The organism is Latilactobacillus sp. VITA-14 (assembly GCF_046580785.1).
Lineage (GTDB): Bacteria > Bacillota > Bacilli > Lactobacillales > Lactobacillaceae > Latilactobacillus > Latilactobacillus curvatus.
Map to the genome: position 1 here is coordinate 43430 of NZ_JBJKTM010000005.1, position 26746 is coordinate 70175.

General features: G+C 42.3%; 22 protein-coding genes. 20 read left to right on the forward strand and 2 right to left on the reverse strand.

Annotation, left to right across the window (positions count from 1 at the left end; translation table 11 throughout):
- Nucleotides 1-25 precede the first annotated feature (25 nt).
- The 11 genes from dprA to budA all read left to right on the forward strand — a co-directional run bounded on the left by dprA (nt 26) and on the right by budA (nt 12995).
- Complete coding sequence (gene dprA, locus ACF1X7_RS03480; RefSeq protein ID WP_064777129.1) at nt 26-892, forward strand: DNA-processing protein DprA; 867 nt, start codon at nt 26-28, stop codon at nt 890-892.
- A gap of 94 nt (nt 893-986) precedes the next feature.
- Complete coding sequence (locus tag ACF1X7_RS03485; protein WP_039099414.1) at nt 987-1841, forward strand: SDR family oxidoreductase; 855 nt, start codon at nt 987-989, stop codon at nt 1839-1841.
- 32 nt (nt 1842-1873) lie between these two features.
- Complete coding sequence (locus tag ACF1X7_RS03490; protein WP_004270319.1) at nt 1874-2317, forward strand: Rrf2 family transcriptional regulator; 444 nt, start codon at nt 1874-1876, stop codon at nt 2315-2317.
- A 234-nt stretch (nt 2318-2551) separates the two neighbouring features.
- Entirely contained in the window at nt 2552-4636 is a 2085-nt protein-coding gene (gene topA / locus ACF1X7_RS03495) for a type I DNA topoisomerase (protein ID WP_064777131.1), read from the forward strand.
- Between the two features lie 22 nt (nt 4637-4658).
- Nucleotides 4659-5969, forward strand: coding sequence for an FADH(2)-oxidizing methylenetetrahydrofolate--tRNA-(uracil(54)-C(5))-methyltransferase TrmFO (trmFO, locus tag ACF1X7_RS03500; protein WP_004270308.1), 1311 nt, complete (start codon nt 4659-4661; stop codon nt 5967-5969).
- 66 nt (nt 5970-6035) lie between these two features.
- Nucleotides 6036-6941 (forward strand): tyrosine recombinase XerC, encoded by a 906-nt coding sequence (gene xerC, locus ACF1X7_RS03505; RefSeq protein ID WP_064777132.1) that lies wholly within the window; start codon nt 6036-6038, stop codon nt 6939-6941.
- A gap of 598 nt (nt 6942-7539) precedes the next feature.
- Nucleotides 7540-8085 (forward strand): ATP-dependent protease subunit HslV, encoded by a 546-nt coding sequence (gene hslV / locus ACF1X7_RS03510; RefSeq protein WP_004270318.1) that lies wholly within the window; start codon nt 7540-7542, stop codon nt 8083-8085.
- Nucleotides 8086-8096: 11 nt separating this feature from the next.
- On the forward strand, nt 8097-9515 hold the full coding sequence (gene hslU / locus ACF1X7_RS03515) for an ATP-dependent protease ATPase subunit HslU (RefSeq protein ID WP_004270302.1): 1419 nt from the start codon (nt 8097-8099) through the stop codon (nt 9513-9515).
- A 23-nt stretch (nt 9516-9538) separates the two neighbouring features.
- Nucleotides 9539-10417 carry an aldose 1-epimerase family protein gene (locus ACF1X7_RS03520; protein WP_064777134.1) on the forward strand — a complete coding sequence of 293 codons (879 nt, stop codon included), beginning with the start codon at nt 9539-9541 and terminating at the stop codon, nt 10415-10417.
- A 158-nt stretch (nt 10418-10575) separates the two neighbouring features.
- On the forward strand, nt 10576-12258 hold the full coding sequence (gene alsS / locus ACF1X7_RS03525; protein ID WP_064777135.1) for an acetolactate synthase AlsS: 1683 nt from the start codon (nt 10576-10578) through the stop codon (nt 12256-12258).
- 17 nt (nt 12259-12275) lie between these two features.
- Complete coding sequence (budA, locus tag ACF1X7_RS03530; protein WP_064777136.1) at nt 12276-12995, forward strand: acetolactate decarboxylase; 720 nt, start codon at nt 12276-12278, stop codon at nt 12993-12995.
- A gap of 44 nt (nt 12996-13039) precedes the next feature.
- Here the strand turns inward: budA and thiD are convergent, their stop codons facing one another.
- Nucleotides 13040-13834: a bifunctional hydroxymethylpyrimidine kinase/phosphomethylpyrimidine kinase gene (gene thiD, locus ACF1X7_RS03535; protein ID WP_411162429.1), complete on the reverse strand. Its 795-nt coding sequence runs from the start codon at nt 13832-13834 to the stop codon at nt 13040-13042.
- A gap of 157 nt (nt 13835-13991) precedes the next feature.
- Between thiD and ACF1X7_RS03540 the strand changes: the two genes are divergently transcribed.
- The gene (locus ACF1X7_RS03540; protein ID WP_064777138.1) at nt 13992-14651 is read left to right on the forward strand and encodes an ATP-binding cassette domain-containing protein; all 660 of its coding nucleotides are present in this window, start codon (nt 13992-13994) and stop codon (nt 14649-14651) included.
- Nucleotides 14635-15396 (forward strand): ABC transporter permease, encoded by a 762-nt coding sequence (locus ACF1X7_RS03545; protein WP_064777139.1) that lies wholly within the window; start codon nt 14635-14637, stop codon nt 15394-15396. The genes ACF1X7_RS03540 and ACF1X7_RS03545 overlap by 17 nt, the downstream gene beginning before the upstream one ends.
- Before the next feature lie 39 nt (nt 15397-15435).
- Here the strand turns inward: ACF1X7_RS03545 and plsY are convergent, their stop codons facing one another.
- Nucleotides 15436-16053: a glycerol-3-phosphate 1-O-acyltransferase PlsY gene (plsY, locus tag ACF1X7_RS03550; RefSeq protein ID WP_004270300.1), complete on the reverse strand. Its 618-nt coding sequence runs from the start codon at nt 16051-16053 to the stop codon at nt 15436-15438.
- A 201-nt stretch (nt 16054-16254) separates the two neighbouring features.
- Between plsY and parE the strand changes: the two genes are divergently transcribed.
- The 7 genes from parE (at nt 16255) to ACF1X7_RS03585 (ending at nt 26681) form a co-directional block, all read left to right on the forward strand.
- Entirely contained in the window at nt 16255-18267 is a 2013-nt protein-coding gene (gene parE, locus ACF1X7_RS03555) for a DNA topoisomerase IV subunit B (protein WP_004270294.1), read from the forward strand.
- Between the two features lie 18 nt (nt 18268-18285).
- Nucleotides 18286-20748, forward strand: coding sequence for a DNA topoisomerase IV subunit A (gene parC / locus ACF1X7_RS03560; RefSeq protein WP_081272993.1), 2463 nt, complete (start codon nt 18286-18288; stop codon nt 20746-20748).
- A gap of 283 nt (nt 20749-21031) precedes the next feature.
- Nucleotides 21032-23293 (forward strand): formate C-acetyltransferase, encoded by a 2262-nt coding sequence (gene pflB / locus ACF1X7_RS03565; RefSeq protein WP_039099402.1) that lies wholly within the window; start codon nt 21032-21034, stop codon nt 23291-23293.
- 104 nt (nt 23294-23397) lie between these two features.
- The gene (gene pflA, locus ACF1X7_RS03570) at nt 23398-24216 is read left to right on the forward strand and encodes a pyruvate formate-lyase-activating protein (RefSeq protein WP_004271207.1); all 819 of its coding nucleotides are present in this window, start codon (nt 23398-23400) and stop codon (nt 24214-24216) included.
- 111 nt (nt 24217-24327) lie between these two features.
- A complete protein-coding gene (locus ACF1X7_RS03575; protein WP_039099401.1) occupies nt 24328-25293 on the forward strand; it encodes a LysR family transcriptional regulator in 966 nt (321 codons plus the stop codon).
- 53 nt (nt 25294-25346) lie between these two features.
- A complete protein-coding gene (locus ACF1X7_RS03580) occupies nt 25347-26270 on the forward strand; it encodes a manganese-dependent inorganic pyrophosphatase (RefSeq protein WP_004271208.1) in 924 nt (307 codons plus the stop codon).
- Nucleotides 26271-26327: 57 nt separating this feature from the next.
- Nucleotides 26328-26681: a hypothetical protein gene (locus tag ACF1X7_RS03585; RefSeq protein WP_064777140.1), complete on the forward strand. Its 354-nt coding sequence runs from the start codon at nt 26328-26330 to the stop codon at nt 26679-26681.
- Nucleotides 26682-26746: the final 65 nt, after the last annotated feature.

Genomic DNA, 26746 nt, shown 5'->3' on the forward strand with positions numbered 1-26746 from the left:
ATAAACGTAAAGGAGCTGTTTTTTTGTGTTGACTAAAAAGCAATTATTATTGAAAGTACACCTGGCAGATGGGTTTGGCCCCATCAGTGAATTACGCTTAGCCGCATGGTTAGTAACGAGTCACAATTGGGCGTTATCGGCACTGGAGATTGCGCAGATTGCGTGTTTACCGGAGCGATATTGGCTGACCTTTCAGACTAGTTTTGACAGTCTAGCTCTGCAACAGAAGTGTGCCACGCATGAACGTTATGTTCAGTATCTGACGATTCTAGAAGCAGATTATCCGCAACGGTTGTTAGAAACCCATTGTCCGCCAACAGTTTTATTTTATCGCGGCGATTTAAGTGTTTTGAAACAGCCATGTGTTGCGGTGGTTGGTGCGCGGCAAGCTACGGAGTATACTAAGCAAGCCCTGCAGCATTTATTGGGATTACCACAAACAACGACGATTATCAGTGGTTTAGCTCAAGGGGCGGATGCGATGGCGCATGAAGTTGCACTCCAAAAAGGGTTACGACCGATTGGCGTGATTGGAACGGGCTTGAATTGTTATTACCCACCACAAAACGAACACTTGCAACAGGCGGTCGCTGAAAAAGGGTTATTGATATCAGAATACGGTTTGGACGTAACGGCTAAGAAGCACCACTTCCCAGCCCGAAATCGGATTATTGCCGGACTTTGTCATAGTTTAGTGGTCACAGAAGCCCGCCAAAAAAGTGGTAGCTTAATCACCGCTAATTTAGCATTACAAGCCAATCGTAACGTATATGCCTTACCGGGCCAGGTTAATCATTCATTATCGGCAGGCTGTAATCAACTGATTTTAGCCGGTGCAACGCCGCTTTTAAATCAACAATTGTTATTGGACGAGTTGCATTATTTTGATTGAGGGTTAATTGTTGACAATTCTGCGGCATGTTGTTAATATTAAAGTCACAAGTTACTTATAAAGTAACAAATAGAATTCAAAGGGGATTTTTAATATGAAATATGCAATTACAGCAGTGACAGGTCGTTTTGGGCAAGTCGCAATGAAGACGTTGGCTGACTTAGTGCCAGCAGAACAAATCATTGGATTAGCACGGAATACTGAAAAAGCCACTAAAATGGTCCCAGCTGGTGTGACCGTTTGTCCCGGTGACTATAACGATGTTGCCACATTAACGGAATCACTCAAAGGCGTTGACCGGTTATTATTCATCTCCTCACAACCTGGTGGCGATGTGCCCCGTGCGCAACAACATTTAAACGTGATTGAAGCTGCTAAAAAGGCTGGCGTTAAGTGGATTGCTTATACGAGTTTCCCACACGCTGATCAAGCAACAGGTGCTTTAGCAAGTGATCACATTCAAACTGAAAAAGCATTGGCGGCATCAGGCATTGATCATACATTCTTACGCAATAACTGGTATCTTGAAAACGAAATGGATAGCATTAAAGGCGCATTAGCAGGTCAACCATTTGTTTATGGCGCTGGTGAAGGGCATGTTGGTTGGGCACTCGAACACGACTATGCTGAAGCTGCGGCTAAGGTATTAGTCAACGATCAACCAAAAGCGATTTATGAATTTGCCGGTGCGCCAGCCACTTATGCGGATTTAGCTCAAGCGATTAGCGAGTTGACTAATCAAGAATTTAAGGTAGTATCATTAGATGCGGCTGATTATCGTCAAAGCCTCGAAGACAACGGCTTACCTGCTGAAGTCGCTGAAATTGTCACTGGTATTCAAACAATGATTCAAGATGGTGATTTAGATGAAACCACTTCTGATTTACCCGATGTCTTAGGCCGACCATTACCTTCATTAAAAGAAGCGTTACAGACGATTATTAAATAAGCCTGAATTGATTTCAAAAAGGCGGTTGAACCATGAAATATTCTCATAAACTTAGTGATGCCATCCATATTTTGGCCTATGTCGATATTTTTCAAGATGGTGATTTATCAAGCCAAGCGATTGCTGGGAGCATCGAGTCTAATCCTAGTTTAGTGCGGCGGCTAATGTCACTACTGGTGAAGGCGGATTTATTAGCGACTAAACCGGGGACGATTGCCCCTAAATTAGCGCGCCCAGCGGAACAGATTACAATGTTAGCCGTTTTTCAGGCGCTTGATACAGATCAACGGTTATTACACGTTGATGAAAAAACAAATCCAGATTGTTTAATTGGTAGCAACATTCAAGCAACCCTTGATGCGGCTTATGATCAGGTGCAAAAAGCTGCGGAAGCGGAGATGGCAACCATCACCCTTGATCAAATTATTGCGGGGATTCTTGAACGCGATGCACAAAAAAATAGTTTGTCAGTCTAAGTTTTTTATCTGGCGACTATATAATAGAAGAAATCGGGGTTCGACCAAGTGGTTGAACCCCGATTTTTGGTGTGATTTGTACGTTTGAAAACAATTTCTCTTTGGCATACTGCCAAACCTATGCTATGCTTTAAGCTGTTAATATCAAGCATACTATCAGTTGACAATCGTCAAGGTAGTGTTTTATGCTAATGAACGATTTGAACAAAGCGTTCTGTTGAAAGGGGTTTGTCCATGGCAGGCAAAAATTTAGTCATTGTAGAATCACCTGCAAAGGCCAAAACAATTGAAAAGTACCTTGGGCGCAACTATAAGGTTGTTGCAAGCAAGGGTCACATCCGCGATTTACCAAAGAGTCAAATGGGTGTTGATTTTGAAAATAATTATGAACCTAAATATATCTCGATTCGCGGTAAAGGCGAAACGATTAAAGAATTAAAAAAGCAAGCTAAAAAAGTTGATCATATCTATCTCGCAGCCGATCCGGATCGCGAAGGCGAAGCGATTGCATGGCATGTTTCCCATATTTTAAAACTCGATCCAACTGAAAAAAACCGGGTTGTCTTTAACGAAATTACCAAAGACACCGTTAAAAGTGCTTTTAAAAACCCACGTAGTATCGATATGAAACTCGTTGATGCACAACAAGCGCGACGCGTGCTTGATCGGATTGTCGGGTATTCAATCAGTCCATTACTCTGGCAAAAGGTTAAAAAAGGCTTGAGTGCTGGTCGGGTTCAATCCGTTGCGTTAAAACTCGTGATTGATCGTGAAAACGAGATTAAAGCCTTTGTTCCAGAAGAATACTGGTCATTGGATGCGGAATTTAAAAAGAGACGTAGTAAGTTTAACGCCAGTTTCTACGGCGTGAAGGGTAAGAAATTACCCCTTGGCGATAATGATGCGGTTCAAGCGATTTTGAAACAAATCGATAAGACTAAGGATTTCACGATTGAAGATGTTAAGAAACGGGAACGCAAACGTTTTGCAGCCGCACCATTTACAACGAGTTCCTTGCAACAAGAAGCCAACCGTAAGTTGAACTTCAGAACGCGGAAAACAATGATGCAAGCCCAACAATTGTATGAAGGGATTAACCTTGGTGGCAAAGAAGGCACGGTCGGGTTAATCACTTATATGCGTACCGATTCAACCCGGATTTCTACCGGTGCTAAACATGAAGCGTCACAATTCATCCATGACAATTATGGTGAAGAATATGCGGCATTAAAGGCGCATAAGACGAAGAATCCTGAAGGTGCACAAGATGCCCATGAAGCGATTCGCCCAACGTCAGTGATGCGGACACCTAAGAGCTTGAAAGACGTTTTAACTAACGATCAATATAAAATCTATAACTTAATCTGGTCACGGTTTGTCGCCAGTCAGATGACACCAGCCATTTTTGATACGGTCGCAGTTAAGATTGCTCAAGGTGATGTCTTATTCAAGGCAAACGGCTCACAAATGAAGTTCCCAGGATTCACGAAACTCTATGTGTCATCACGTGATACTGAAGACTCTGCTAAGGATAATGTCTTACCAGAACTTGCAGTTGGGGATGCGGTGAAACTCGTTAAAACTGATCCAGCGCAACATTTTACGCAGCCACCAGCACGTTATTCTGAAGCCAATTTAGTTAAGGCTTTGGAAGAAAACGGTGTTGGTCGACCATCAACGTATTCACCAACGATCGAAACGATTCAACGGCGTTATTACGTGAAGTTAAACGCAAAACGCTTTGAACCAACTGAGTTAGGGGAAATCGTCAATGGTTTAATTGTCGAATTCTTCCCGGACATCGTTAACATCGACTTTACGGCCGATTTGGAACATCGTTTGGATGAAGTCGAAACGGGTAAAGAAGACTGGGTCAAGGTGATTGACAACTTCTTCAAACCGTTTGAAAAAGAAGTCGAAAAAGCGAGTGAACAAATCGAAAAAGTACAAATTAAAGATGAACCAGCTGGCTTTGACTGCGACATCTGTGGTGCCCCAATGGTTGTTAAAATGGGTCGTTATGGTAAATTCTTCGCTTGCAGTCGCTTCCCAGATTGTCGCAATACCAAGGCAATCGTGAAGGAAATCGGCGTCACCTGTCCCAAATGTGGTAAGGGGCAAGTCATCGAACGTAAATCGAAGAAGAATCGCTTATTCTACGGTTGTGATCGTTACCCAGATTGTGATTTTGTCACATGGGATAAACCCGTCGGCAGAAACTGTCCGAAGTGTGAACACTACCTTGTTGAAAAGAAAATTAAAGGTGGCAAACAAGTAATTTGTCCAAACGGTGACTACGAAGAAATTGTCCAAAAATAATTAGAAAAATGGAGACTAGCAAATGAGCACAGAACCTTTTGTAAACGTGATTGGTGCCGGATTAGCCGGTTCAGAAGCAGCATGGCAAATTGCCCAACGCGGTGTGAATGTGCACCTCTATGAAATGCGTCCCGTTAAAATGACACCGGCGCACCATACAGAACAATTCGCAGAATTAGTGTGTACGAATTCGCTCCGTGCGAACCAAATTACCAATGCGGTTGGCTTAATTAAAGAAGAAATGCGTCACTTGGACTCATTAATCATCAGTGCGGCTGATCAAAATGCCGTTCCTGCTGGTGGCGCATTGGCCGTTGACCGCACACCGTTTTCACAAACGGTGACGGATCGCTTAGCCAATCATGAACGTGTCACAGTTCATCATGAAGAATTAACCGATTTTCCAGAAGGTCCTACGATTGTGGCCACTGGTCCATTAACGTCCGAAGGCTTAGCTGAAAAAATCAGTGCCTTAAACGGCAGTGATGGCTTGTATTTCTACGATGCTGCAGCGCCCATTTTGGATAAGAACAGTATCGATTTCGATAAAGTTTACCTCAAATCACGGTATGATAAGGGCGAAGCTGCTTACTTAAACTGTCCAATGACTGAAGAAGAATTCGAAAACTTCTACAAAGCCTTGATTAGCGCTGAAGTTGCAGAAATGCATGACTTTGAAGAAGAAAAGTTCTTTGATGGCTGTATGCCAATCGAAGTGATGGCCAAACGCGGGATTAAGACGATGTTATTCGGGCCTTTGAAACCCGTTGGATTGGAAGATCCGAATACTGGCAAACAACCATACGCCGTTGTGCAATTGCGCCAAGACAATGCGGCTGCTAGTTTGTACAACATTGTTGGTTTCCAAACACATTTGAAGTGGGGCGAACAAAAACGGGTTTTCCGCATGATTCCTGGTTTGGAAAATGCTGAATTTGTGCGGTATGGTGTGATGCATCGCAATACTTTCATGAAATCACCAGATGTTTTATTACCAACCTATCAATCAAAACAACGTGACGATCTATTCTTCGCTGGTCAAATGACTGGGGTTGAAGGCTACGTTGAAAGTGCCGCTTCTGGACTAGTGGCTGGGATTAACGCCGCTAAACTGGCGTTGGACCAAACACCGGCTGTTTTCCCAACGGATACGGCGATGGGATCAATGGCGCACTATATTACCCATACGAGTGCCAAACATTTCCAACCGATGAATGCGAACTTTGGGATTTTCGAACCTTTGAAACAACGGATTCGCGATAAAAAGGAACGGAACCAAGCACTTGCTGATCGCGCACTTGAAAGTATCGACCAATTTAAGACGACACTTTAATTAGAATCTTTTAAATCCCGCCAGGCTTGTGGTAAAGTAATACTAATCAAGCTTGGAGGGATTTTTTTGGCGTTAGAACAAGAATGGCTTAATCTTTTTTTACAGTACTTAGTGGTCGATCGGCATTACTCGCCAGAAACCCAAAAAGCTTATCAAGCTGATATTCAGATGTTCAGTGCTTTTTTAACCGCTAACGGCGGCTTAGCGTCGTTTAAACAGGTCACGCCACTGGACGTGCAGACTTACTTGAATGAAATGGATCAAAAAGAATATAGTCGTGAAACTGTCGCGCGGCGAATTTCGAGTTTGCGGTCGTTTTACCGGTATTTAGTGAAAAATGAGTTCGTGCAAACCGATCCTTTTGAAGCTGTTCAATTAAAAAAGCAACAGCATAAGCTGCCGCGGTTTTTTTACGAAAAGGAAATGGACGCGCTATTTGTTGCCATTGATGGGGATCAACCACTCGATCAACGGAATCGCGCCATCTTAGAATTACTGTATGCGACGGGGATGCGGGTGAGTGAGTGCGCGCAGTTGACGGTAGCACAAATTGATTTCGGCTTACGCGTCATTCTTGTTCATGGAAAGGGCAATAAAGATCGCTATGTACCATTCGGGCACCATGCTGAACGTGCCTTGCAAGCTTATTTAAAAGTTGGTCGTGTTCAATTGATGGCCAAAAAACAATTGGACCACGATGTCGTTTTTGTTAATCATCTCGGAGCGCCAATTACAAGTCGGGGAATTGAATACATTTTAGATCAGATTATCAAGAAAACAAGTTTAACGAGTGACATTCATCCGCATATGATTCGGCATACCTTTGCAACTCACTTATTGGATCACGGTGCTGATCTGCGAACGGTGCAGGAATTATTAGGCCACAGTAGTTTATCAACCACACAGATTTACACCCATGTCACCACAGCCCATTTACAAAAAGATTACCGCCAATTCTTTCCCCGCGCGTAAAACTCGGACTAAAGTTTGATTTTTTTCAACGAAAAATAGACTAATATTAGCACACAGTCTTAAAGACTGCTAAAATAGAAGTGCGTTCAAACCGGTTATGTTCTGAGAATTAGCCTAACAAGGCGAATGATTACTGGAAGCAATTGTTTGACTTGTGTAGCTAAACGCAAGAACATGGTTTGAAAAAGCACGTTAAAGAAAGAAGTGGGTTCAAACCGGTTATACTTTGAGGACTAGCCCAGTCACGTGAATGAGCGACGTAGTCGATCGTTTGCGGGACGTAGCTAGACGCAGAAGTATGGTTTGAAAAGCACGTTAAGAAAGAAGTGCGTCATCAACGGGTTGTTTTTGAGCATTTGCCTAATCAGGCGGATTACCGGCAACGCCGGTGATATGACAGATGTAGCAAAGCAGTTGATGAAAGCACGTTAAGAAAAAAGTAAGTGCTTTCAAGCTTGTTCAACTTTTGAGCACTAGCATAGGGAAGCGAATTAGCGATAAAGTCGCTGATTTGATTCACAGCGCTAAGCGCAGAAAGTTAGTTTGAAAAGCACGTTAAGCCCCGCCCAATCCCCAAACAACGTTAGGAGTAATTCATATGACAACAATTTGTGCAGTTAAACATAATGGTAAAACAGCTATCGCCGGTGACGGTCAAGTCACCATGGGCGAAAAATTTGTGACGAAGGATTCTGCTAAAAAGGTCCGTCGAATTTATGGTAATCAAGTCGCAATCGGCTTTGCTGGTGGTGTTGCAGATGCCTTTACGCTACAAGAATGGTTTGAACAAAAATTAGAAAAGTATTCAGGCGACCTGCAACATGCTGCTGTTGCTTTAGCGCAAGACTGGCGTAAAGATCCAACGCTTCAAAAATTAGAAGCGATGTTGATTGCGGTCAATGCGACTGATATTTTATTAATTTCAGGGAATGGTGAAGTCATCACCCCTGATACGCTATCGGAATCAGGTGATCAAGTGATTGCCGTGGGTTCAGGCGGCAATTTCGCCCAAGCAGCAGCTACCGCATTATTACTTGAAGGAAAAGATGACTTATCCGTTGAAAAAATCGTCACAACCAGTGTTGATATTGCTGGTGGAATCGATGTTTACACCAACCACAACGTGATTGTCGAATCATTTTAGGAGGTCGCACAATGGACTTAATGAATAAAACACCCAAAACAATCGTTGCCGAACTTGATCAATTTGTCATTGGCCAAGATCAAGCTAAAAAAGCCGTTGCGGTTGCACTATACAACCGTTATCGCCGGATGCAACTCAGTGCAAAAATGCAACAAGAAATCACGCCTAAAAATCTATTAATGATCGGGCCAACTGGGGTCGGGAAAACAGAAATTGCCCGACGGTTAGCGAAAGTTGTCGATGCCCCATTTATCAAGGTTGAAGCCACTAAATTTACCGAAGTGGGATATGTGGGACGTGACGTTGAATCAATGGTCCGCGACTTAGCTGATGTGGCTGTGCATATGGAAGAAACAGAACAATTTAAAAACGTTCGTGCTAAGGCTGCTCGTCAAGCAGACAAGCGCTTGGTTAAACTACTAGTACCGGGCATTAAAAAGGAACAACGTAAGAACAATAACAACATGAATGATTTAATGAACATGTTTAACGCGCTTCAAAAAGGGGAAACACCAGCTGGTTTCGGACAAACTGAACCAGAAGAAGTGACGGATGATATCCGTAACGAACGGTTATCTGTTAAAGAACAGTTAGATAAAGGCTTGTTAGATGACCGGGAAATCGAAATTCAAGTTGATGAACCGAAAAAAGTTGCCCCAATGAACGATATGATGGGCCAGATGGGAATTGATTTAAACGATACTCTGGGTTCAATTATGCCGAAGAAAAAAATTACGCGGACGGTAACGGTTAAAGAAGCGCGTGAAGTTTTCATTCAAGAAGAATCCGCTAAATTAGTCAACCATGCCGATATTTACCATGATGCGCTCCAACGTGCTGAAAATACCGGGATTATTTTTATCGATGAAATTGATAAAATTACGGCTGGTGGCAAAAAACAATCTGGTGAAGTCTCTCGTGAAGGGGTTCAACGTGATATTTTACCAATCGTTGAAGGCTCACAAGTCAATACGAAATACGGTGTTTTGAAGACCGACCATATCTTATTTATCGGTTCAGGGGCGTTTGCTGAATCAAAACCCAGCGATTTAATCGCTGAATTACAAGGACGGTTCCCAATCCGGGTTGAACTTGAAGATTTAACTGAAAAAGACTTCATCCGAATTTTAACGGAACCAAACAACGCACTTGTAAAACAATACATGGCGTTGATTGGCGCCGATGGGGTGCACGTCACCTTCACGATGGAAGCAATCGGCCGCATTGCTGCGATTGCCTTCCAAGTTAACCATGATACCGATAATATTGGTGCGCGTCGTTTGGCCACCATCTTAGAGAAGCTATTAGAGGATATTCTCTTTGAAGGTCCTGACATGCAGATGGGGGATATCACCATCACAGAACAATATGTCAACGATAAGATCGGTAATATTGCAGCCGATAAAGATTTAACCCGCTTTATTCTATAATTTTTAAAAGGTGGTATTTTAAGATGATCCAAATTGCAAACGAATTTTTAACGGTGACCCTCAGTCCAAAAGGCGCCGAATTACAAAGTATTAAGGGCGCCGTTTCGGGGCTTGAATATTTATGGCAAGCTGATCCCGATGTTTGGGGCCGGCACGCACCCGTTTTATTCCCATTCGTGGGGCGTTCAAAAGCGGACCAATATACGTATAATGGCCAAACCTATCCGATGGGTCAACACGGTTTTGCACGTGATCGCGAATTCAGTATCGAAGAACAATCGGACCACGCCGTGACTTTCTTGTTGAAAGCAGACGCTGACAGCCGGGCCGTGTATCCATTTGAATTTGAATTACGTGTGAGCTATCGTGTTCATGATATGCATTTGACGGTTGGCTATGACGTCCGCAATGTTGCGCCAAGCGGGTCAATGTACTTCTCAATTGGGGGTCATCCAGGATTTAAAGTCCCATTAACGGATGACACGCAATTTGAAGATTATTTCTTAGACTACCGCCCACAAAAATCACGGGTTAAGATCCCATTGCAAGGGGCCTTCATTAATTTGAACGACCGGACGTTAGCACCAACCGACGTCGCAACGGATATCAATCACCAATTATTTAAAAATGACGCCTTAATCTACGAATTAAAGGGTCAAGCCAATGAATTCAGTATTCGTTCTGAAAAAACGGACCACTCAGTGACCATGAAATTGGCTGGCGCCCCATTCATCGGTGTTTGGTCACCTTATCCAACAGAAGGCAACCTTGTGTGCCTTGAACCTTGGTGGGGGATTGCGGATACCGTTGACGCAAGCGGTGAACTTTCAGAAAAATTTGGTGTCAACGAACTGGCTGCAGGTGAAACGTTTAATGCAAGTTATGAAATTACTGTTCGTTAATGAATGATTAAAAAAACGCACTTACCAAGATGGTGAGTGCGTTTTTTTAGTAAACTGGCTGTAGGCGGGTAACGCGTTCTAAACGCACTCTGCTAGTTTTTCCAGTAGTTCCATGCTAAGATATAAATTATAAAATCATAGGTTAGGTAGGGTAAGTCATGACTGAAGAAAAGAAGTATTACGGCGCGGATGCCATCATCGATAGTTTAGTAAATCATGATGTTGAGTACGTGTTCGGGATTCCGGGTGCGAAGATTGATCGGGTTTTTGAACGACTAGAACATCCCGTTAATCCAAAGACGCCCAAATTAATTTTGACGCGCCATGAACAAAATGCAGCCTTCATGGCGGCTGGGATTGGTCGGATTACGGGCAGACCAGGCGTTGTAATGGCGACTTCAGGCCCTGGTGCCAGTAATTTAGCGACGGGGGTCGTGACAGCAACGGCAGAAGGTGATCCAGTCTTAGCCATTGCCGGTCAAGTGAAACGCGCTGATTTGTTGCGACTAACGCATCAAAGCATGCGTAATGCCGCTTTATTCGCACCAATCACAAAATTCAGTGCGGAAGTCCAAGAACCTGAGAATTTATCAGAAGTGATTGCTAACGCCTATCAAGAAGCTGAATCCGCTAAACAGGGCGCAACGTTTGTCAGCATCCCACAAGATGTCACGGACTCAGAAGTTCATTCTAAAGTGATTGAACCGCTAATGGCGCCTAAATTAGGGCCAGCCAGTCCCGTTGAAACGACGCTTTTGGCACAACGGATTAAAGAAGCAAAATTACCAGTACTTTTAGTTGGTATGCGCGCTTCTTCACCAGAAGTGACAGCAGCGATTCGCAATTTAGTGGCTGAAACCCACATTCCGGTCGTTGAAACGTTCCAAGCAGCCGGTGTCATTTCGCGTGATTTAGAAACTGATTTTTATGGGCGAGTTGGTTTATTCCGGAATCAACCAGGCGACCGCATTCTAAAACGCAGTGATCTTGTTATTGCAGTCGGCTATGATCCAATCGAATATGAACCGCGTAACTGGAACGCTGAAAGTGATGCGCACATTATGGTGATTGATGATATGCGCGCTGAAATCGATCATAATTTCCAACCTGAAAAAGAATTGGTCGGCGATATTGCGCAGACCCTAGACTTTTTATTACCTTATATGAAGGGGTATCAACTAGCGGGCGATGTGCGTGATTATTTAGTTGAATTGCACGCAGAACTCAATCAACGTGACACGGCACCTGAAATGACGACCAATAATCCACTTAGTCATCCGTTGAACATTATTTCAGAACTGCAAGCACGGGTCACCGACGAAATGACCGTCACGGTCGATGTTGGTAGTCATTACATCTGGATGGCGCGGCATTTTAGAAGTTACGAACCACGGCACTTGCTCTTTAGTAACGGGATGCAGACCTTAGGTGTGGCATTGCCATGGGCGATCAGTGCTGCTCTAGTGCGGCCAAATACACAAATTGTGTCGGTTTCGGGAGATGGTGGCTTCTTATTCTCAGGTCAAGACTTAGAAACTGCGGTGCGTCTGAACTTAAACATCGTGCATATTATTTGGAATGACGGTTATTATGACATGGTAAAATTCCAAGAAGAAATGAAATATGGCGAATCAGCGGCCGTTAAGTTTGGTCCCGTTGATTTTGTCCAATATGCAGAGAGTTTTGGTGTAACCGGGTTACGGGTCGAAAAAGCCGCAGATCTTGGTAAAGTATTGGATCAAGCCTTTGCCATTGATGGTCCCGTCCTTGTAGATGTGCCCGTTGATTACAAAGATAATCAATTATTAGGCCAAGCATTATTACCTGACCAACTCGTTTAATTTGAGGAGGAAAATCAATGACAAATGATGTCAAACGCGTTTATCAACACGGAACGTTAGCCCTATTAATTCCGGGGCTCTTTACAGGGACAATGACCGTTGCTGAATTATTAACCCATGGGAATTTTGGAATCGGGACGGCGCACGGTTTAGCTGGCGAACTGGTCTTATTAGATGGCCATGCTTATACTGTGAATGGAGATGGCCAAGTGACTGAACTCGCACCTGATGCGACAGTTCCATTTGCGACAGTGCATTGGCAAGATTCATCATTACCTACACAAGCGGTTCATCAACGCACAAAGGCTGAGTTAGAAACGCAAATTCTAGCGCAAGCACCGTTAAAAAACTTGTTTTTTGCGGTTAAAATGACTGGGACTTTCAAAGTCATGCATACGCGGGCCGTCCAAACACAACAGGAACCTTATCCGAATTTGACTGCTGCAACCCGAGTGCAACCGGAGTTTGAACAAATAGACGTAACGGGCACGTTGATTGGGTATTATGCACCAGCGCTTTATCAAGGCGCAGCTGTTGCAGGCTATCACGTACACTTCTTAAACGATACGCACGACTTTGGCGGTCATATTCTAGACTATACCGTGGTCGATGCTCAAATGACGCTCCAACCGTTTGAAACGTTTGAACAGCACTTCCCAAGTGATAACGAAGCTTTTTTAAAGAGTGGCTTTGACTTACAACAAGTCAATGCCGATATTGAAGAAGCAGAACACTAAACATTCAAAAAGCCCACGGAAAAATCCGTGGGCTTTTTTGTATTTTAAGCATGGTGGTTAATTGGACCATACTTGTGGCCGACTTCAATCGGGTTAGCGATGGCGCGGTGAACAAATTGTTTAGCGGTCTTAATGGCAGCCTCAATTGTCTGCCCCTTAGCGATTTCAGCACAGATGCAAGCTGAAAGTGAATCGCCCGTCCCATTAATATGGGTGGTTTCAACGTAAGGTTCTGATAGCCAAAATTCTTGTCCATCGGCAAGGCAAACGTAGTCTGTAACGATTGATTGTCCGGCCTCGTGATGGCCTTTAATCATGACGTTTTTTGCGCCCATTGCCAATAGTGCTTGGCCAGCAGCTTGGAAATCAGCAGGTGTCTTCAGTTCAATACCAGTTAATTTTTGCGCTTCGTAGAAATTAGGCGTTAGGACAGTTGCAAGGGGCACTAATTCTGTCTTTAGTGTGTTAAAAGCATCATCTGCCAACAACAATGCTCCATGCTTGGTAATAATGACCGGATCTAACACTAGGGGACCAAAGTCATGTTTTTTCAACTGATTAGCAACGGTTAGAATGGTCTCACGGTCGGTTAACATTCCTGTTTTGCAAGCGCGAACCTGAAAGTCGGCTGCAACTGCTTCAAACTCGGCATCAATAAAGTCGGGAGACAGTGCTTGGCTAGTACGAATCCCATATGAATTTCCAGCAACACAGGCTGTCAAAATGCTCATACCATAAACATTACGGGCAAAAAAAGTATTTAAATCTGCTTGCGCACCGGCACTGCCATCAGAATCGGAACCGGCAATTGTCATGACTTGCGGAAAGCTATTTGACATTATCAACATCTCTTTTCCAGAGCGGACGGAACGTCCATCACTTAATATATCCTAATATTAGTATAAGCTTTTAGGTGTCCTTTTTTCAATCAGCAGAAGACACTAATTAAGTGAATTTCGTGTATACTATGAATTAAATAATTGTCAGGAGGGACTTATGATTCAATTAAAAATCGAACGATTATCTTATCAGGTTGATCAACAAGTGATTTTAACCGACATTAATTTAACCGTTGAAAAAGGCAGTTACTTAACGATTACAGGACCTTCTGGGGGTGGTAAGAGTACTTTGTTACGGTTAATTGCGGACTTACTAACGCCGACAAGTGGTACCATTTTATTAAATGATCAACCACTGACCCAGTTTAGTCCAAACCAGTATCGACAAAAGGTTTCGTATTGTTTTCAACAAGCAACGTTATTTGGTGAAACAATCGGGGATAATTTACGTTTTCCATACGAGATTCGTAATTTACCGATCGATATGGCAGCAATTGAAAAAGCGTTGGCAGCGGTTGGGTTGGCCAACATGCCACTAACGAAAAAAATTACCACGTTATCGGGCGGTGAAAAGCAACGAATTGCCTTGATTCGTAATGTTTTATTTCCACCGGAAGTTTTATTACTTGATGAAATTACGACTGGTTTAGATGCCGCTAATAAGGCAATTGTATTGGCGTTTGTCCAGCACCTCAATGAGGATTGCGGGCTCACAATTATTGCCATTACCCACGATACAGAAGAATTACAACGGAAAGGGCGCCAGGTGCAAATTGTTACTGGCGAATTGGTAAATCAAGATGAACTTAGCCGTTAATGGTCTTTCACTGACGTTTGCTGTGACATTAGTGTTTGTCGCATTAGTCATTAGCTTCCATGAAAAAATCGGTCTTGAAAAAGATATGATTATCAGTGTTTTTCGCGCAATCATTCAATTATTTATCGTTGGTTATTTACTGAAATTCATTTTTCATATTAACGATGTGTGGCTAACGTTATTGATGATGCTGATCATTATTTTTAACGCCGCAGCAAATGCCAAAAAGCGGGCGGGGAAACTACGCAGCGGGTTTCCAATTTCATTTATCGCAATTTTAACAAGTACTGGGGTCACGTTAGGATTACTTGTTTTATCTGGGGCGATTAAGTTTATTCCATCGCAAATTATTCCAATTACTGGGATGATTGCTTCCAACTCGATGGTCGCCATTGGCTTGAGTTACCGCAGCTTACTGGCGCAATTTAAGGATGAACGGCAACCTGTTTTGGAACGACTCGCCTTGGGAGCGACCGCTAAACAAGCATCAATTGCCATTATTCGTGAGAGTATTCGTACGGGGATGTCACCCACGATCGATTCCGCTAAAACGATGGGGCTTGTCAGCCTGCCAGGGATGATGTCGGGCCTGATTTTTGCCGGAATTGATCCAGTCAAGGCCATTATGTACCAGATATTAGTGACCTTTATGTTATTATCGGCAACGAGTCTTGGTTCAGTGATTGCGTGTTACTTAGCTTATCGATCATTTTACAATGAACGGGAACAATTGATTGATCTTTAACTGATTGCACAAAAAAACGCCCGTTTGGCGTTTTTTTAGTTATTGATGTTTTTGTTTATAGCGATAGTACAGGCCAAATGGCACTAAGTTTTCAGTGCCATTTTTAATGCGTTGTAGATTTTCGCGGTGCCGGTAGACCAAGAAAAGTAAGACCAAGGTCGCAATCGAACCGAGTAGCCAATCATGCGTGTAAAACGATAAAATCGCAATCATCAATGGACCGAGGATGCTAGCCATGCTAACCATACTTGTAATCAGGATGACACTGATAAAGATGGTACTGGCAATTACGAAGAAAAGTGGATTGTATGCCAGTAAGATGCCTGCGCTGGTTGCAACGGCTTTTCCCCCCGTAAAGTGTAAAAAGATGGAGTAAGCATGACCGACAACGGCCGCTAAGCCGACGATTAAGACCAATGCATGATTGGGGATGTGAAAAATCATCGGTAGGCTAGCAGCAAGTGTGCCTTTTAAAATATCAAGAAATAAAACGGCTGTCCCAGCGATTGGGCCGAGCACGCGATACGAGTTAGTTGTGCCGATATTATGGCTTCCAGCATCTCGGGGATCTTTATGACAGAAAACGCGGCCGATAATAACGCCTGATGGGAATGAACCGATCAGGTACGCAAGAATAAAGATAAGACTAAGTTTCATGACAAAAACTCCTATTTGTGGCATTTATTTCCCCTATTTTAGCATTTTGACAAGGGAAAAGGAATATTGTATGTTAGAATAGGTGAATACGAACATACATTTGTATTGGCAAGAAATTTTAAATTTTTGATTGTAAAATCATCCAAACTTGTTGATAATATACCTTATCTGTTCATTTTTAAACAAAGGAGTCATACTTGAATGCCAAATCAAAAACAAGATTATAATGATAATTCGATTCAGGTCTTAGAAGGTCTAGAAGCAGTTCGAAAACGGCCTGGCATGTACATTGGCTCAACTGACGGTCGCGGCTTGCACCATTTGGTGTACGAAATTGTCGATAACGCTGTCGATGAAGCCTTGGCTGGTTTTGGTTCAGAAATCAACGTCGTAATTGGCGCGGATAATAGTATTAGTGTCCGTGATCATGGTCGTGGGATGCCGACTGGGATGCACCAATCTGGGATTCCTACGATTGAAGTTATTTTGACAGTGCTTCACGCAGGTGGGAAATTTACCCAAAACAGTTATAAAACATCCGGCGGTTTGCATGGGGTTGGCGCGAGTGTCGTCAATGCCTTATCCGAATGGTTGACCGTCCGCGTTGTGCGTGATGGTGTTGCCTACGAAGAACGCTTTGAAAATGGGGGCCACCCGGTTGGTACCTTGAAAAAAGTTGGCAAAGCTAAAGAACCAAACGGCACGTTAATTACGTTTAAGCCAGATGGGACAATTTTTCAAACGACTACTTATAACTACAATACCTTAGCAGAACGATTACGCGAATCTGCCTTTTTACTCAAAGATGTCAAGATTACGTTGACCGATTTACGCGCTGAGCCAGCACGTGAAGATGTCTTCCATTACCCAGAAGGGATTCAATCATTTGTCGATTATTTGAACGAAGATAAAGATACGATTGGTAATAAGTTATATTTCGAAGGCACCAAAGAAGACATTGAAGTCGAATTTGCGGGTCAATATAACGATGGCTACTCCGAAAACATCATGTCATTTGTGAATAATGTCCGGACAGGTGATGGTGGGACCCATGAAGCTGGGATGAAAGCCGGCTTAACCAAAGCTTTTAACGATTACGCCCGCAAGGTAAACTTGCTCAAAGAACGGGATAAAAACATGGAAGGCTCCGACGTACGTGAAGGTCTTAGTGCCGTCTTGTCTGTCCGGATTCCAGAAGAACTCTTGCAATTTGAAGGGCAAACCAAGGGTAAGCTAGGCTCGCCACAAGCGCGGACAGCTGTCGATAGTTTGGTTTATGAACAAATGAGCTTTTTCTTACTTGAAAATGGTGAATTTGCGCAAGCCTTAGTGCGTAAATCATTAAAAGCACGCGAAGCACGTGAAGCTGCGCGTAAAGCACGTGAACAAAGTCGAAATGGTAAGAAAAAGAAGAAATCCGATGGCTTATTATCTGGGAAGCTAACACCAGCGCAATCGAAAAATGCGGCGAAGAATGAATTGTACTTGGTCGAAGGGGATTCTGCTGGGGGTTCTGCTAAGCAAGGGCGCGATCGGAAATTCCAAGCAATTTTGCCATTGCGGGGCAAAGTTTTAAATACCCAAAAAGCGAAATTACAAGAAATTCTAAAAAATGAAGAAATCAACACGATGATTTACACGATTGGGGCCGGAGTCGGGGCTGAATTCAAACTTGAAGACAGCAATTACGATAAAGTCATCATCATGACCGATGCGGATACCGATGGGGCCCATATTCAAATTTTGTTGTTAACCTTCTTCTACCGCTATATGCGGCCGTTAATTGAAGCCGGAAAAGTCTACATTGCCTTGCCACCATTGTATAAGCTCCAAAAAGGTGCTGGGGCAAAAACGAAGATTGCCTATGCTTGGACTGATGATGAATTGAAAGTCGTCGCTAAAGAAATGGGTAAAGGCTACAGTCAACAACGTTTCAAAGGGTTGGGTGAAATGAATGCTGATCAACTTTGGGATACCACAATGGATCCAACGAGTCGGACGTTAATTCGGGTGCGGATTGATGATGCAGCCTTAGCTGAACGCCGCGTCACAACGTTGATGGGCGATAAAGTTGAACCACGTCGGAAGTGGATTGAAGAAAACGTTAAGTTCACAATGGCTGAAGATGGTAGCATCTTAGATACAACGAATGGTCAACCAGCACCGACAACTTCAAGCGCTGAAGTGGATTTATTTGACCAATTAGACGAATAGAAAAGTGAGTGATTAAATTTGGCTGATGAAGCACAAAAAATTCAAGAGCTAACGCTTGAAGAAGTCATGGGCGACCGCTTTGGCCGCTATTCAAAATACATCATTCAAGAGCGGGCGTTACCAGATATTCGCGATGGGTTAAAACCCGTTCAACGGCGAATTTTATACGCAATGTCCATCGATGGGAATACTTATGATAAAGGGTTCCGGAAGTCAGCGAAGTCTGTCGGGAATGTCATGGGGAATTTCCATCCGCATGGGGATAGTTCAATTTATGAAGCGATGGTCCGGTTAAGTCAGGACTGGAAATTACGTGAACCACTGATTGAAATGCATGGGAATAATGGGTCAATGGATGGGGATCCACCAGCAGCAATGCGGTATACTGAGGCACGCTTAAGTAAGATTGCTGGTGAAATGCTCAAGGACATCGATAAAAAGACGGTTGATTTCGTTTTAAACTTCGATGATACCGCTGAAGAACCCACTGTTTTACCAGCTCGGTTCCCAAACCTCTTAGTGAATGGGGCAACTGGGATTTCAGCTGGGTACGCGACTGAAATTCCGCCACATAATTTAGGTGAAGTGACTGATGGCTTGGTCTATCTATTGGATCATCCCGATGCAACGTTAGAAAAAATGATGACCTTCATCAAAGGACCTGATTTCCCAACTGGTGGGATCTTACAAGGGGTCGATGGGATTAAGAAAGCCTATGAAACTGGTCGCGGTCGAGTTGTCGTCCGGGCAAAAACCAGCATCCAACAATTACGCGGCAATCGGGAACAAATCGTGATTAGCGAAATTCCTTATGAAGTCAACAAGGCTATGATGGTCAAGAAGATTGATGAATTACGCGTTTTAAAGAAGGTCGATGGGATTGCTGAAGTACGAGATGAAAGTGATCGGATGGGCTTATCAGTCGTTGTTGAATTGAAAAAGCAAGCGGATAGTCAAGGGATCTTGAATTATCTGTTCAAAAATACGGATCTGCAAATCACATATAACTTTAATATGGTCGCCATCTCGCATATGCAACCTAAACAGGTTGGCTTATTAGAAATCCTCCATGCCTACTTGGAACATCAAGAAGAAGTCGTGATTCGGCGGACAAAATATACCTTACAAAAGGCATTGGATCGTCAGCACATTGTCGCAGGGCTAATCAAGGCGCTCTCGATTTTAGATCAAGTGATTGCGACGATTCGTGGTAGCAAGAATAAAAAAGACGCTAAAGATAATTTAGTGGCAAGCTACGCCTTCACAGAAGCCCAAGCTGAAGCGATTGTTTCACTGCAATTATACCGGTTAACGAATACCGATGTGACTGCTTTGGAACAAGAATCAGCTGAACTTGATGCAGCGATTAAGGAATACCGGATGATTCTTGGTGATCCAAAAGCACTTACACGGGTGATTAAGGCGCAGTTAAAAGCAATGGTCAAAACTTATCGGAGTGACCGAAAAACTGAAATTGAAGCACAAATTGAGACGCTTGAAATTGATACAAGTGTGACTGTTGTTGACGAAACCGTCATGGTTGCAGTTAGCCATGACGGCTACTTGAAACGTAGTAGTTTGCGCTCGTATCAAGCATCTGAAGGGGCCGACAGCGGTTTGAAAGACGGCGATTTTGCCATTTTACAAAAGCCACTACAAACCTTAGATCAATTGATGATGTTCACCAATTACGGACATTTAATTCAACGACCAGTTCATGAAATTGCTGATTTGAAATGGAAGGAAATGGGCGAACATATTTCGCAATCGATTGGTTTGGCGGCTGATGAAGCGATTATTGCAGCATTTGCCTTTAAGCCAAATGAACAGGCTGGCTATTTTGTGATTGGGACGGATGATGGCTATATTAAACAAACTGCCTTCTCTGACCTCTTGCCAAGTCGAACATATCGTTCTAAGGCACAAGACTTTATTAAGTTGCATGCAGATGCTCATGTGACAAACGTGAACTGGATTCCAAGTGATGAAGGGCTAGCCGTCTTTAGTGCTAGCTATAAAGGTTATGGATTGAGTTTTACCTTATCTGAAGTCTCTGTATCAGGTGCTAAGGCCAGTGGGGTCAAATTAATGGATCTCAAAGATGGGGATGTTGTCACCGGCTTTACGTTATATCATCCAGAAGATAAACATGCAGCCGTTGCCATTATGACGCAACGGGGCGCCTTTAAACGGATGCTCTTAAGTGAGGTTGGTTTAACAAGTCGTGCGCGTCGTGGGGTCTTAATTCTCCGTGAATTGAAGAAAGAACCACATCGGGTAGCAGCAATGGTTAGTGTTGAGCAGGCAAGCGAGTTACTGATTCATACTGATCAGCAAGAAGTGATTGCAATTAACCCTTATCAACATGCAACTGCCGACCGTTATTCGAACGGTAGTTTTGTGATGGATGTTGATGAAGTTGGACAACCGGCATTTGTTCAAACGACTATTCCAGTTAAAAATGAAGACGAGTCAAAATAATAAAAAAGCAAGTCATCTATGTGATGACTTGCTTTTTTCTGTTATACATAAGATGCGGATTTTTTTGGTTTTGTACTATAACAGCAAAATAAGTTTTGCACAATTTAAATGGTGGGGTTATAAAAATATTTTAAGTAGATAAATAGCTATAAATCAATCTTTCAAAAGAGTTTAAGAGTTTCTAAACAATCAAAAAGAAAGGGCTTGCATAAACTATGTGATGTGTTATACTAAATTTGTGAAAACTGTGATAAATAACACTTGACTAATGGAGGTAATCCACATGGTAAAAACCGAAAAAATTAACTTAGCCGACTATTGGGGCGGCTTTAACAAAGGTGACTGGCAAGATGAAATTGATATTCGTGATTTCATCCAACAAAACTTTACTGCCTATGACGGTGATGAAAGTTTCTTAGCTGGTCCAACCGAAGCAACAACAACGTTAAATGATCAACTAATGGAATTGAAGAAACAAGAACGTGAAGCAGGTGGTGTTTTAGCCGCAGACAATGATAATCCTGCAACAGTTACGTCACACGGCCCTGGTTATTTAAACAAGGATCTTGAAAAGATTGTTGGATTACAAACTGATGCCCCATTAAAACGCGCATTCATGCCATTTGGTGGGATTCGGATGGCCGAAGATGCCTTGGAAGCATATGGCTTTAAGACTGATCCAGAACAACACAAGATTTTTAACGAATACCGCAAGACACATAATCAAGGTGTTTTTGATGCTTATACACCAGACATGCGTAAAGCACGTCACTACAAGATTATTACGGGCCTTCCAGATGCCTATGCACGTGGTCGGATTATTCCTGACTTACCACGGATTGCAGTCTATGGGATTGATCGTTTAGCTGAAGAAAAAGTCCGTGACTTTAATGGTGTTGGCGACGGTGAAATGACAGACGATGTCATTCGTCTTCGTGAAGAAATCAATGAACAATATCGTGCTTTACAAGATATGAAGAAAATGGCTGCTAGCTATGGCTTTGATATTTCAAGACCTGCTAAGAATGCCCAAGAAGCAATTCAATGGATTTACTTCGGTTACTTAGCCGCTATTAAGACACAAAACGGGGCTGCGATGTCAGTTGGCCGGATTGATACAACGATGGATATCTTTATCCAACGTGATTTAGAGCGGGGCTTAATTACAGAAGCTGAAGCGCAAGAAATGGTTGACCATTTTGTCATGAAGTTACGGATGGTTCGTTTCATTCGGACAGAAGATTATAATTCATTATTCTCAGGTGATCCAATCTGGGCAACATTATCAATGTGTGGGATTGGTATGGATGGTCGTCATCATGTCACTAAGACTGCCTTCCGTGTCTTGAAGACATTGGAAAATATGGGTGCTGCTCCAGAACCTAATATCACCTTACTTTGGTCAGATCGCTTACCAGAAGGTTTCAAGCGCTATGCAACAGAAGTTTCAATTAAGAGTTCAACGATTCAATACGAAAACGATGATTTGATGCGTAATGAATGGGGGAGTGACTATTATGGGATTGCATGCTGTGTTTCTGCACAACCAATTGCAGACGGCGTTCAATATTTTGGTGCGCGTGCTAACTTGGCTAAGACAATCCTTTACGCAATTAACGGCGGGATCGATGAATTAGGCAAAGCTCAAGTCGGCCCAGCTTATCAACCAATTACAAGTGAAATCATTGATTACAAAGAATTCATGGGTAAATACGATAAGATGTTAGATTGGTTAGCAGACGTTTACGTTAATGCTTTAAACACCATCCACTACATGCATGATAAGTATTACTATGAATCAGCACAATTGGCATTGAAGAATAGTCGTTTAGACCGGACATTTGCGACTGGTATTTCTGGTCTATCACATGCGGTTGATTCAATCTCAGCGATTAAATACGGCCAAGTTAAAGTTATCCGTGATGAAGACGGTATGGCAGTCGATTTCGAAGCGCAAAATCCAGACTATCCACGTTATGGGAACAATGACGACCGCGCTGACGATATCGCTAAATGGTTAGTGAAGACTTTCTATACGAAGATGAATACGCATCATTTATATCGTGGCTCAAAATTATCAACATCTGTTTTAACAATCACATCAAATGTTGTGTATGGTAAGAATACTGGGACAACACCAAATGGTCGTCAAGCTGGCGAACCATTCTCACCAGGTGCTAACCCAGCATACGGTGCTGAAAAGAACGGTGCTTTAGCATCATTACTTTCAACTGCGAAGATTCCATACCGTTATGCAACTGATGGGATTTCAAATACGTTTGGTGTCACACCAAATACATTAGGGCATGATGATGAAGCACGTAAAGACGCGCTTGTGAACATGGTCGATGGTTACATGATTAATCAAGGGATGCATTTAAATATCAACGTCTTCAATAAGCAAACCTTAATGGATGCACAACAACATCCAGAAGAATACCCAACATTAACGGTTCGGGTTTCAGGTTATTGTGTCTACTTCGCTGATTTAACGAAGGAACAACAAGACGACGTTATCTCAAGAACGTTCTTTGACGAAATGTAATCTAACGAAAGTGGATAGCAATATCCGCTTTCTGGTAAGGTCGTTAACGCGAATTAACGACTTTACCAGAAAGCATAGCTTTTCTTTTAAGAGGTGAAAGTGAAATGGCAATTAAATTTACAACACGGTTATCAACTGAAAATGTTGTTCCAGAAACCCCGATAACACCAGAGGTGCCAATTGGATATGTTCATTCGATTGAAACATTTGGTTCAGTGGATGGTCCCGGAATTCGGTTTGTCGCCTTTTTACAAGGCTGTCGCATGCGTTGCGAATTCTGTCATAATCCAGATACGTGGAATATTGGTAGCGGAGAAGCTTATACCGCAGACGAATTAATCGCAAAGGCACTGCCATATAAGGCCTTCTGGGGTAAAGATGGCGGAATTACCTGTAGCGGTGGTGAATCCTTAATTCAAATTGATTTTTTAATTGATTTATTTAAAAAGTGTAAGGCACAAGGGATTAATACCTGTTTGGATACTTGTGGGCAGCCGTTTACGTATAAAGAACCCTTCTTTAGTAAATTCAAAGAATTGATGAAATATACCGATCTTTCAATGGTCGATATTAAGCATATTGATCCAGCGGGGCACAAAAAGTTAACCGGCTTTTCTAACGAACATATTTTGGAAATGATTGAATATATGTCAAATCATGGTCATCATATGTGGATTCGGCACGTCTTGATTCCAGAACGGACGGATTACGATGAGTATCTCACTCGTCTAGGGGATTATATTCAAACGTTAAACAATGTTGACCGAGTCGAAGTGTTGCCCTACCATACGATGGGAATCGTGAAATACGAAAAGATGGGGATTAAATATCCGTTAGCGGGGATTGAACCACCGACCCACGATCGCGTTGTCAATGCGGAGCGTCTATTGCATACAGCAGACTATCCAAAGCAGCAACGCTAACATAAGAAAATTTTAAGCCTTTAATAAGAATGAGCAACGAAAGGGGTTGCTCTTTTTTTATATCTTTATTATTATAATGATAGGCGTAAACTAAAGAACGGAGATTTGAAAATGAAAACAAGACAAGAAAATATCTTCCCCTCTAAAACATTAACCTATTTCCTACAGTTAGCGGAAACGATGAATTATACCCAAGCGGCACAACTACTCGGTATCACGCAACCTGCTTTAACCCAACAGATTAAAAAATTAGAACGGATAGTCGGCGCGCCTTTATTTTATTCAGTCGGCAAGAAGTTACATATTTCGGATGCTGGTCGGACGATGTTGGATGCTACCCATCAGATTCATGATTTATTAAATACTGCGATGGATAAAATTCAAAGTTCAACGAGTGCGACGCGCGGTAAGATTAATATTGGGATTTTAGCATCGATGGAAATCAGTGTTATCCAATCCTTCTTAATTCAATACTATAAACAATTTCCTGACATCGAAGTCAGCATGCACTTATTGACTCGGAAAGAAATCTGGGACCGACTTGAAAATAATAAAATTGATATTGCCATTATGTATTTGCCAGATGACAGCATTAAGAACTGGAAACCTTATAAGTCACATAAGATTGTGGATGAACGCTTACTCTTTATCAGCCAAGATCCTGCTTTAAAGACGCGTAAGAAGATCCGTTTTAAAGATACATTAGATAATAAATGGGTGACATACCCAGATGAATACTATTTAAATCAATTCATCAGTGAAGCCTATAAGAATCAATTGGTTGATCGTCCAGTGAGTGCGGCTCAATTCACATCACCATTTGAAATCATGCGTTTTGCTGAAGCAACTGAATTAAGTACAGCTTTACCAAAGAGTTTTTATGAAGCACATAATTTGGGACTTAAGGGAAACGCGGTTCAATTTGATCCGGCCATTCAGTTCGAATTAGCTTTTGTCTTCCGCAAGGAAAAGGAAGATATTCCACGGATTAATAGCTTTTTCCGTGAATTCGACCATTATTTAGAAGAAAAAGATTATTTAACACGGATTAGAGAGCAAAACCGTAGAATCGTCTAATATTTTTGGTATAATTAGGATGTTATTTTTTTAAAAGGAAGGTCTGTATAAATATGAGTAAAGAATTAGTATTCGGTCACCAAAACCCAGATACAGACGCAATTGTTGCGGCAATGGCGTTTGCTTATCTTCAACAACAACTAGGAAACGACGTAGAAGCCGTTGCGCTAGGTGAACCTAATGAAGAAACAAGCTATGCATTGCGTCATTTTGCAGCAGCAACCCCTCGCATCATTAAAGAAGCAAGCAGTGAAGTTGACAGTGTGATGTTGGTTGATCATAACGAAAGCCAACAAAGTGTTGCCGATATCAAAGATTTAACAGTGACGCACGTTGTTGATCATCATCGAATTGCAAACTTCGAAACAGTCAGCCCATTATTCTACCGCGCTGAACCAGTTGGCTGTACCAGCACAATTTTATTATCAATGTTCAACGAAAACAAAGTTGAAATTCCAGCTCAATTAGCTGGTTTAATGATGAGTGCTATCATTTCAGATACGTTGTTGATGAAATCACCTACAACAACTGAAAAAGATCGGATTGCGATTAAGACATTGGCTGAAATTGCTGATATTGATTTCGAATCATATGGTCTTGAAATGTTAAAAGCGGGCACTAACTTAGATGATAAGAGCGAAGCTGAATTAATTGAAGCAGATGCTAAAACATTCGATATGGCTGGTAAAAAAGTGCGTATCGATCAAGTGAATACAGTTGATATCGAAGCGGTCTTCAAACGCCAAGCTGCTTTTGAAGCTGCTATCGAAGCAGACAATAAAGCTAATGGTTACGACTTATTCGTACTTTTGATTACTGACATCTTAAACAGTAACTCAGAAGCGCTTGTTATCGGTGAACCAGCAGAAGCCTTTGAAAAAGCATTCAACGTAAAATTGAACAACCATCGTGCACAATTAGCCGGTGTTGTTTCACGTAAGAAACAAGTGGTTCCACAATTAACAGAAGCATTTTAATAACGATTAATAATAAAGTCCTTCGGGGCTTTATTTTTTTATTAGGAGGATAGGTAAATGACCGAGGAAAGCATTGATGCAATTCAAGTGATTGAAGCGACAATTCGAAATTGCCAAAAGAGTCAGCTGCAGTTTGTAGCGGGTTCGGCTCAATTTACTTTATTAAAAAATAGGCTTTACGCATTAGAAGTTGGTCGTGATTTATTGAACGGGCACACAGACATAACAGTCGAAGCCTTAGTCGAGGCACAAGCCCCGATTGAATCGATTATTCATAAAACTGAAAAAGCACTCTCTAATCAAAAAAAAACATCACCCGTGATAAAACGAATGACTCTATTATTAGCAGCGATGACTGCCGTGCAGACTGCTATTATAAACCAACTATCTGCAAAAAAGACCCCTCATTAATTTGGGGGGCTTTTTTTGTGTGCCGCCAGATTGGAATTATTCTAATCTAACTAAAAATGTGTTAT

What these genes read in the sequence shown, in the direction of transcription:
- ACF1X7_RS03485 (WP_039099414.1), top strand. Translation starts at nt 987, where the DNA reads ATGAAATATGCAATTACAGCAGTGACAGGTCGTTTTGGGCAAGTCGCA.
- ACF1X7_RS03490 (WP_004270319.1), top strand. Translation starts at nt 1,874, where the DNA reads ATGAAATATTCTCATAAACTTAGTGATGCCATCCATATTTTGGCCTAT.
- topA (WP_064777131.1), top strand. Translation starts at nt 2,552, where the DNA reads ATGGCAGGCAAAAATTTAGTCATTGTAGAATCACCTGCAAAGGCCAAA.
- trmFO (WP_004270308.1), top strand. Translation starts at nt 4,659, where the DNA reads ATGAGCACAGAACCTTTTGTAAACGTGATTGGTGCCGGATTAGCCGGT.
- hslV (WP_004270318.1), top strand. Translation starts at nt 7,540, where the DNA reads ATGACAACAATTTGTGCAGTTAAACATAATGGTAAAACAGCTATCGCC.
- hslU (WP_004270302.1), top strand. Translation starts at nt 8,097, where the DNA reads ATGGACTTAATGAATAAAACACCCAAAACAATCGTTGCCGAACTTGAT.
- ACF1X7_RS03520 (WP_064777134.1), top strand. Translation starts at nt 9,539, where the DNA reads ATGATCCAAATTGCAAACGAATTTTTAACGGTGACCCTCAGTCCAAAA.
- alsS (WP_064777135.1), top strand. Translation starts at nt 10,576, where the DNA reads ATGACTGAAGAAAAGAAGTATTACGGCGCGGATGCCATCATCGATAGT.
- budA (WP_064777136.1), top strand. Translation starts at nt 12,276, where the DNA reads ATGACAAATGATGTCAAACGCGTTTATCAACACGGAACGTTAGCCCTA.
- thiD (WP_411162429.1), bottom strand. Translation starts at nt 13,834, where the DNA reads ATGTCAAATAGCTTTCCGCAAGTCATGACAATTGCCGGTTCCGATTCT.
- ACF1X7_RS03540 (WP_064777138.1), top strand. Translation starts at nt 13,992, where the DNA reads ATGATTCAATTAAAAATCGAACGATTATCTTATCAGGTTGATCAACAA.
- ACF1X7_RS03545 (WP_064777139.1), top strand. Translation starts at nt 14,635, where the DNA reads ATGAACTTAGCCGTTAATGGTCTTTCACTGACGTTTGCTGTGACATTA.
- plsY (WP_004270300.1), bottom strand. Translation starts at nt 16,053, where the DNA reads ATGAAACTTAGTCTTATCTTTATTCTTGCGTACCTGATCGGTTCATTC.
- parE (WP_004270294.1), top strand. Translation starts at nt 16,255, where the DNA reads ATGCCAAATCAAAAACAAGATTATAATGATAATTCGATTCAGGTCTTA.
- pflB (WP_039099402.1), top strand. Translation starts at nt 21,032, where the DNA reads ATGGTAAAAACCGAAAAAATTAACTTAGCCGACTATTGGGGCGGCTTT.
- pflA (WP_004271207.1), top strand. Translation starts at nt 23,398, where the DNA reads ATGGCAATTAAATTTACAACACGGTTATCAACTGAAAATGTTGTTCCA.
- ACF1X7_RS03575 (WP_039099401.1), top strand. Translation starts at nt 24,328, where the DNA reads ATGAAAACAAGACAAGAAAATATCTTCCCCTCTAAAACATTAACCTAT.
- ACF1X7_RS03580 (WP_004271208.1), top strand. Translation starts at nt 25,347, where the DNA reads ATGAGTAAAGAATTAGTATTCGGTCACCAAAACCCAGATACAGACGCA.
- ACF1X7_RS03585 (WP_064777140.1), top strand. Translation starts at nt 26,328, where the DNA reads ATGACCGAGGAAAGCATTGATGCAATTCAAGTGATTGAAGCGACAATT.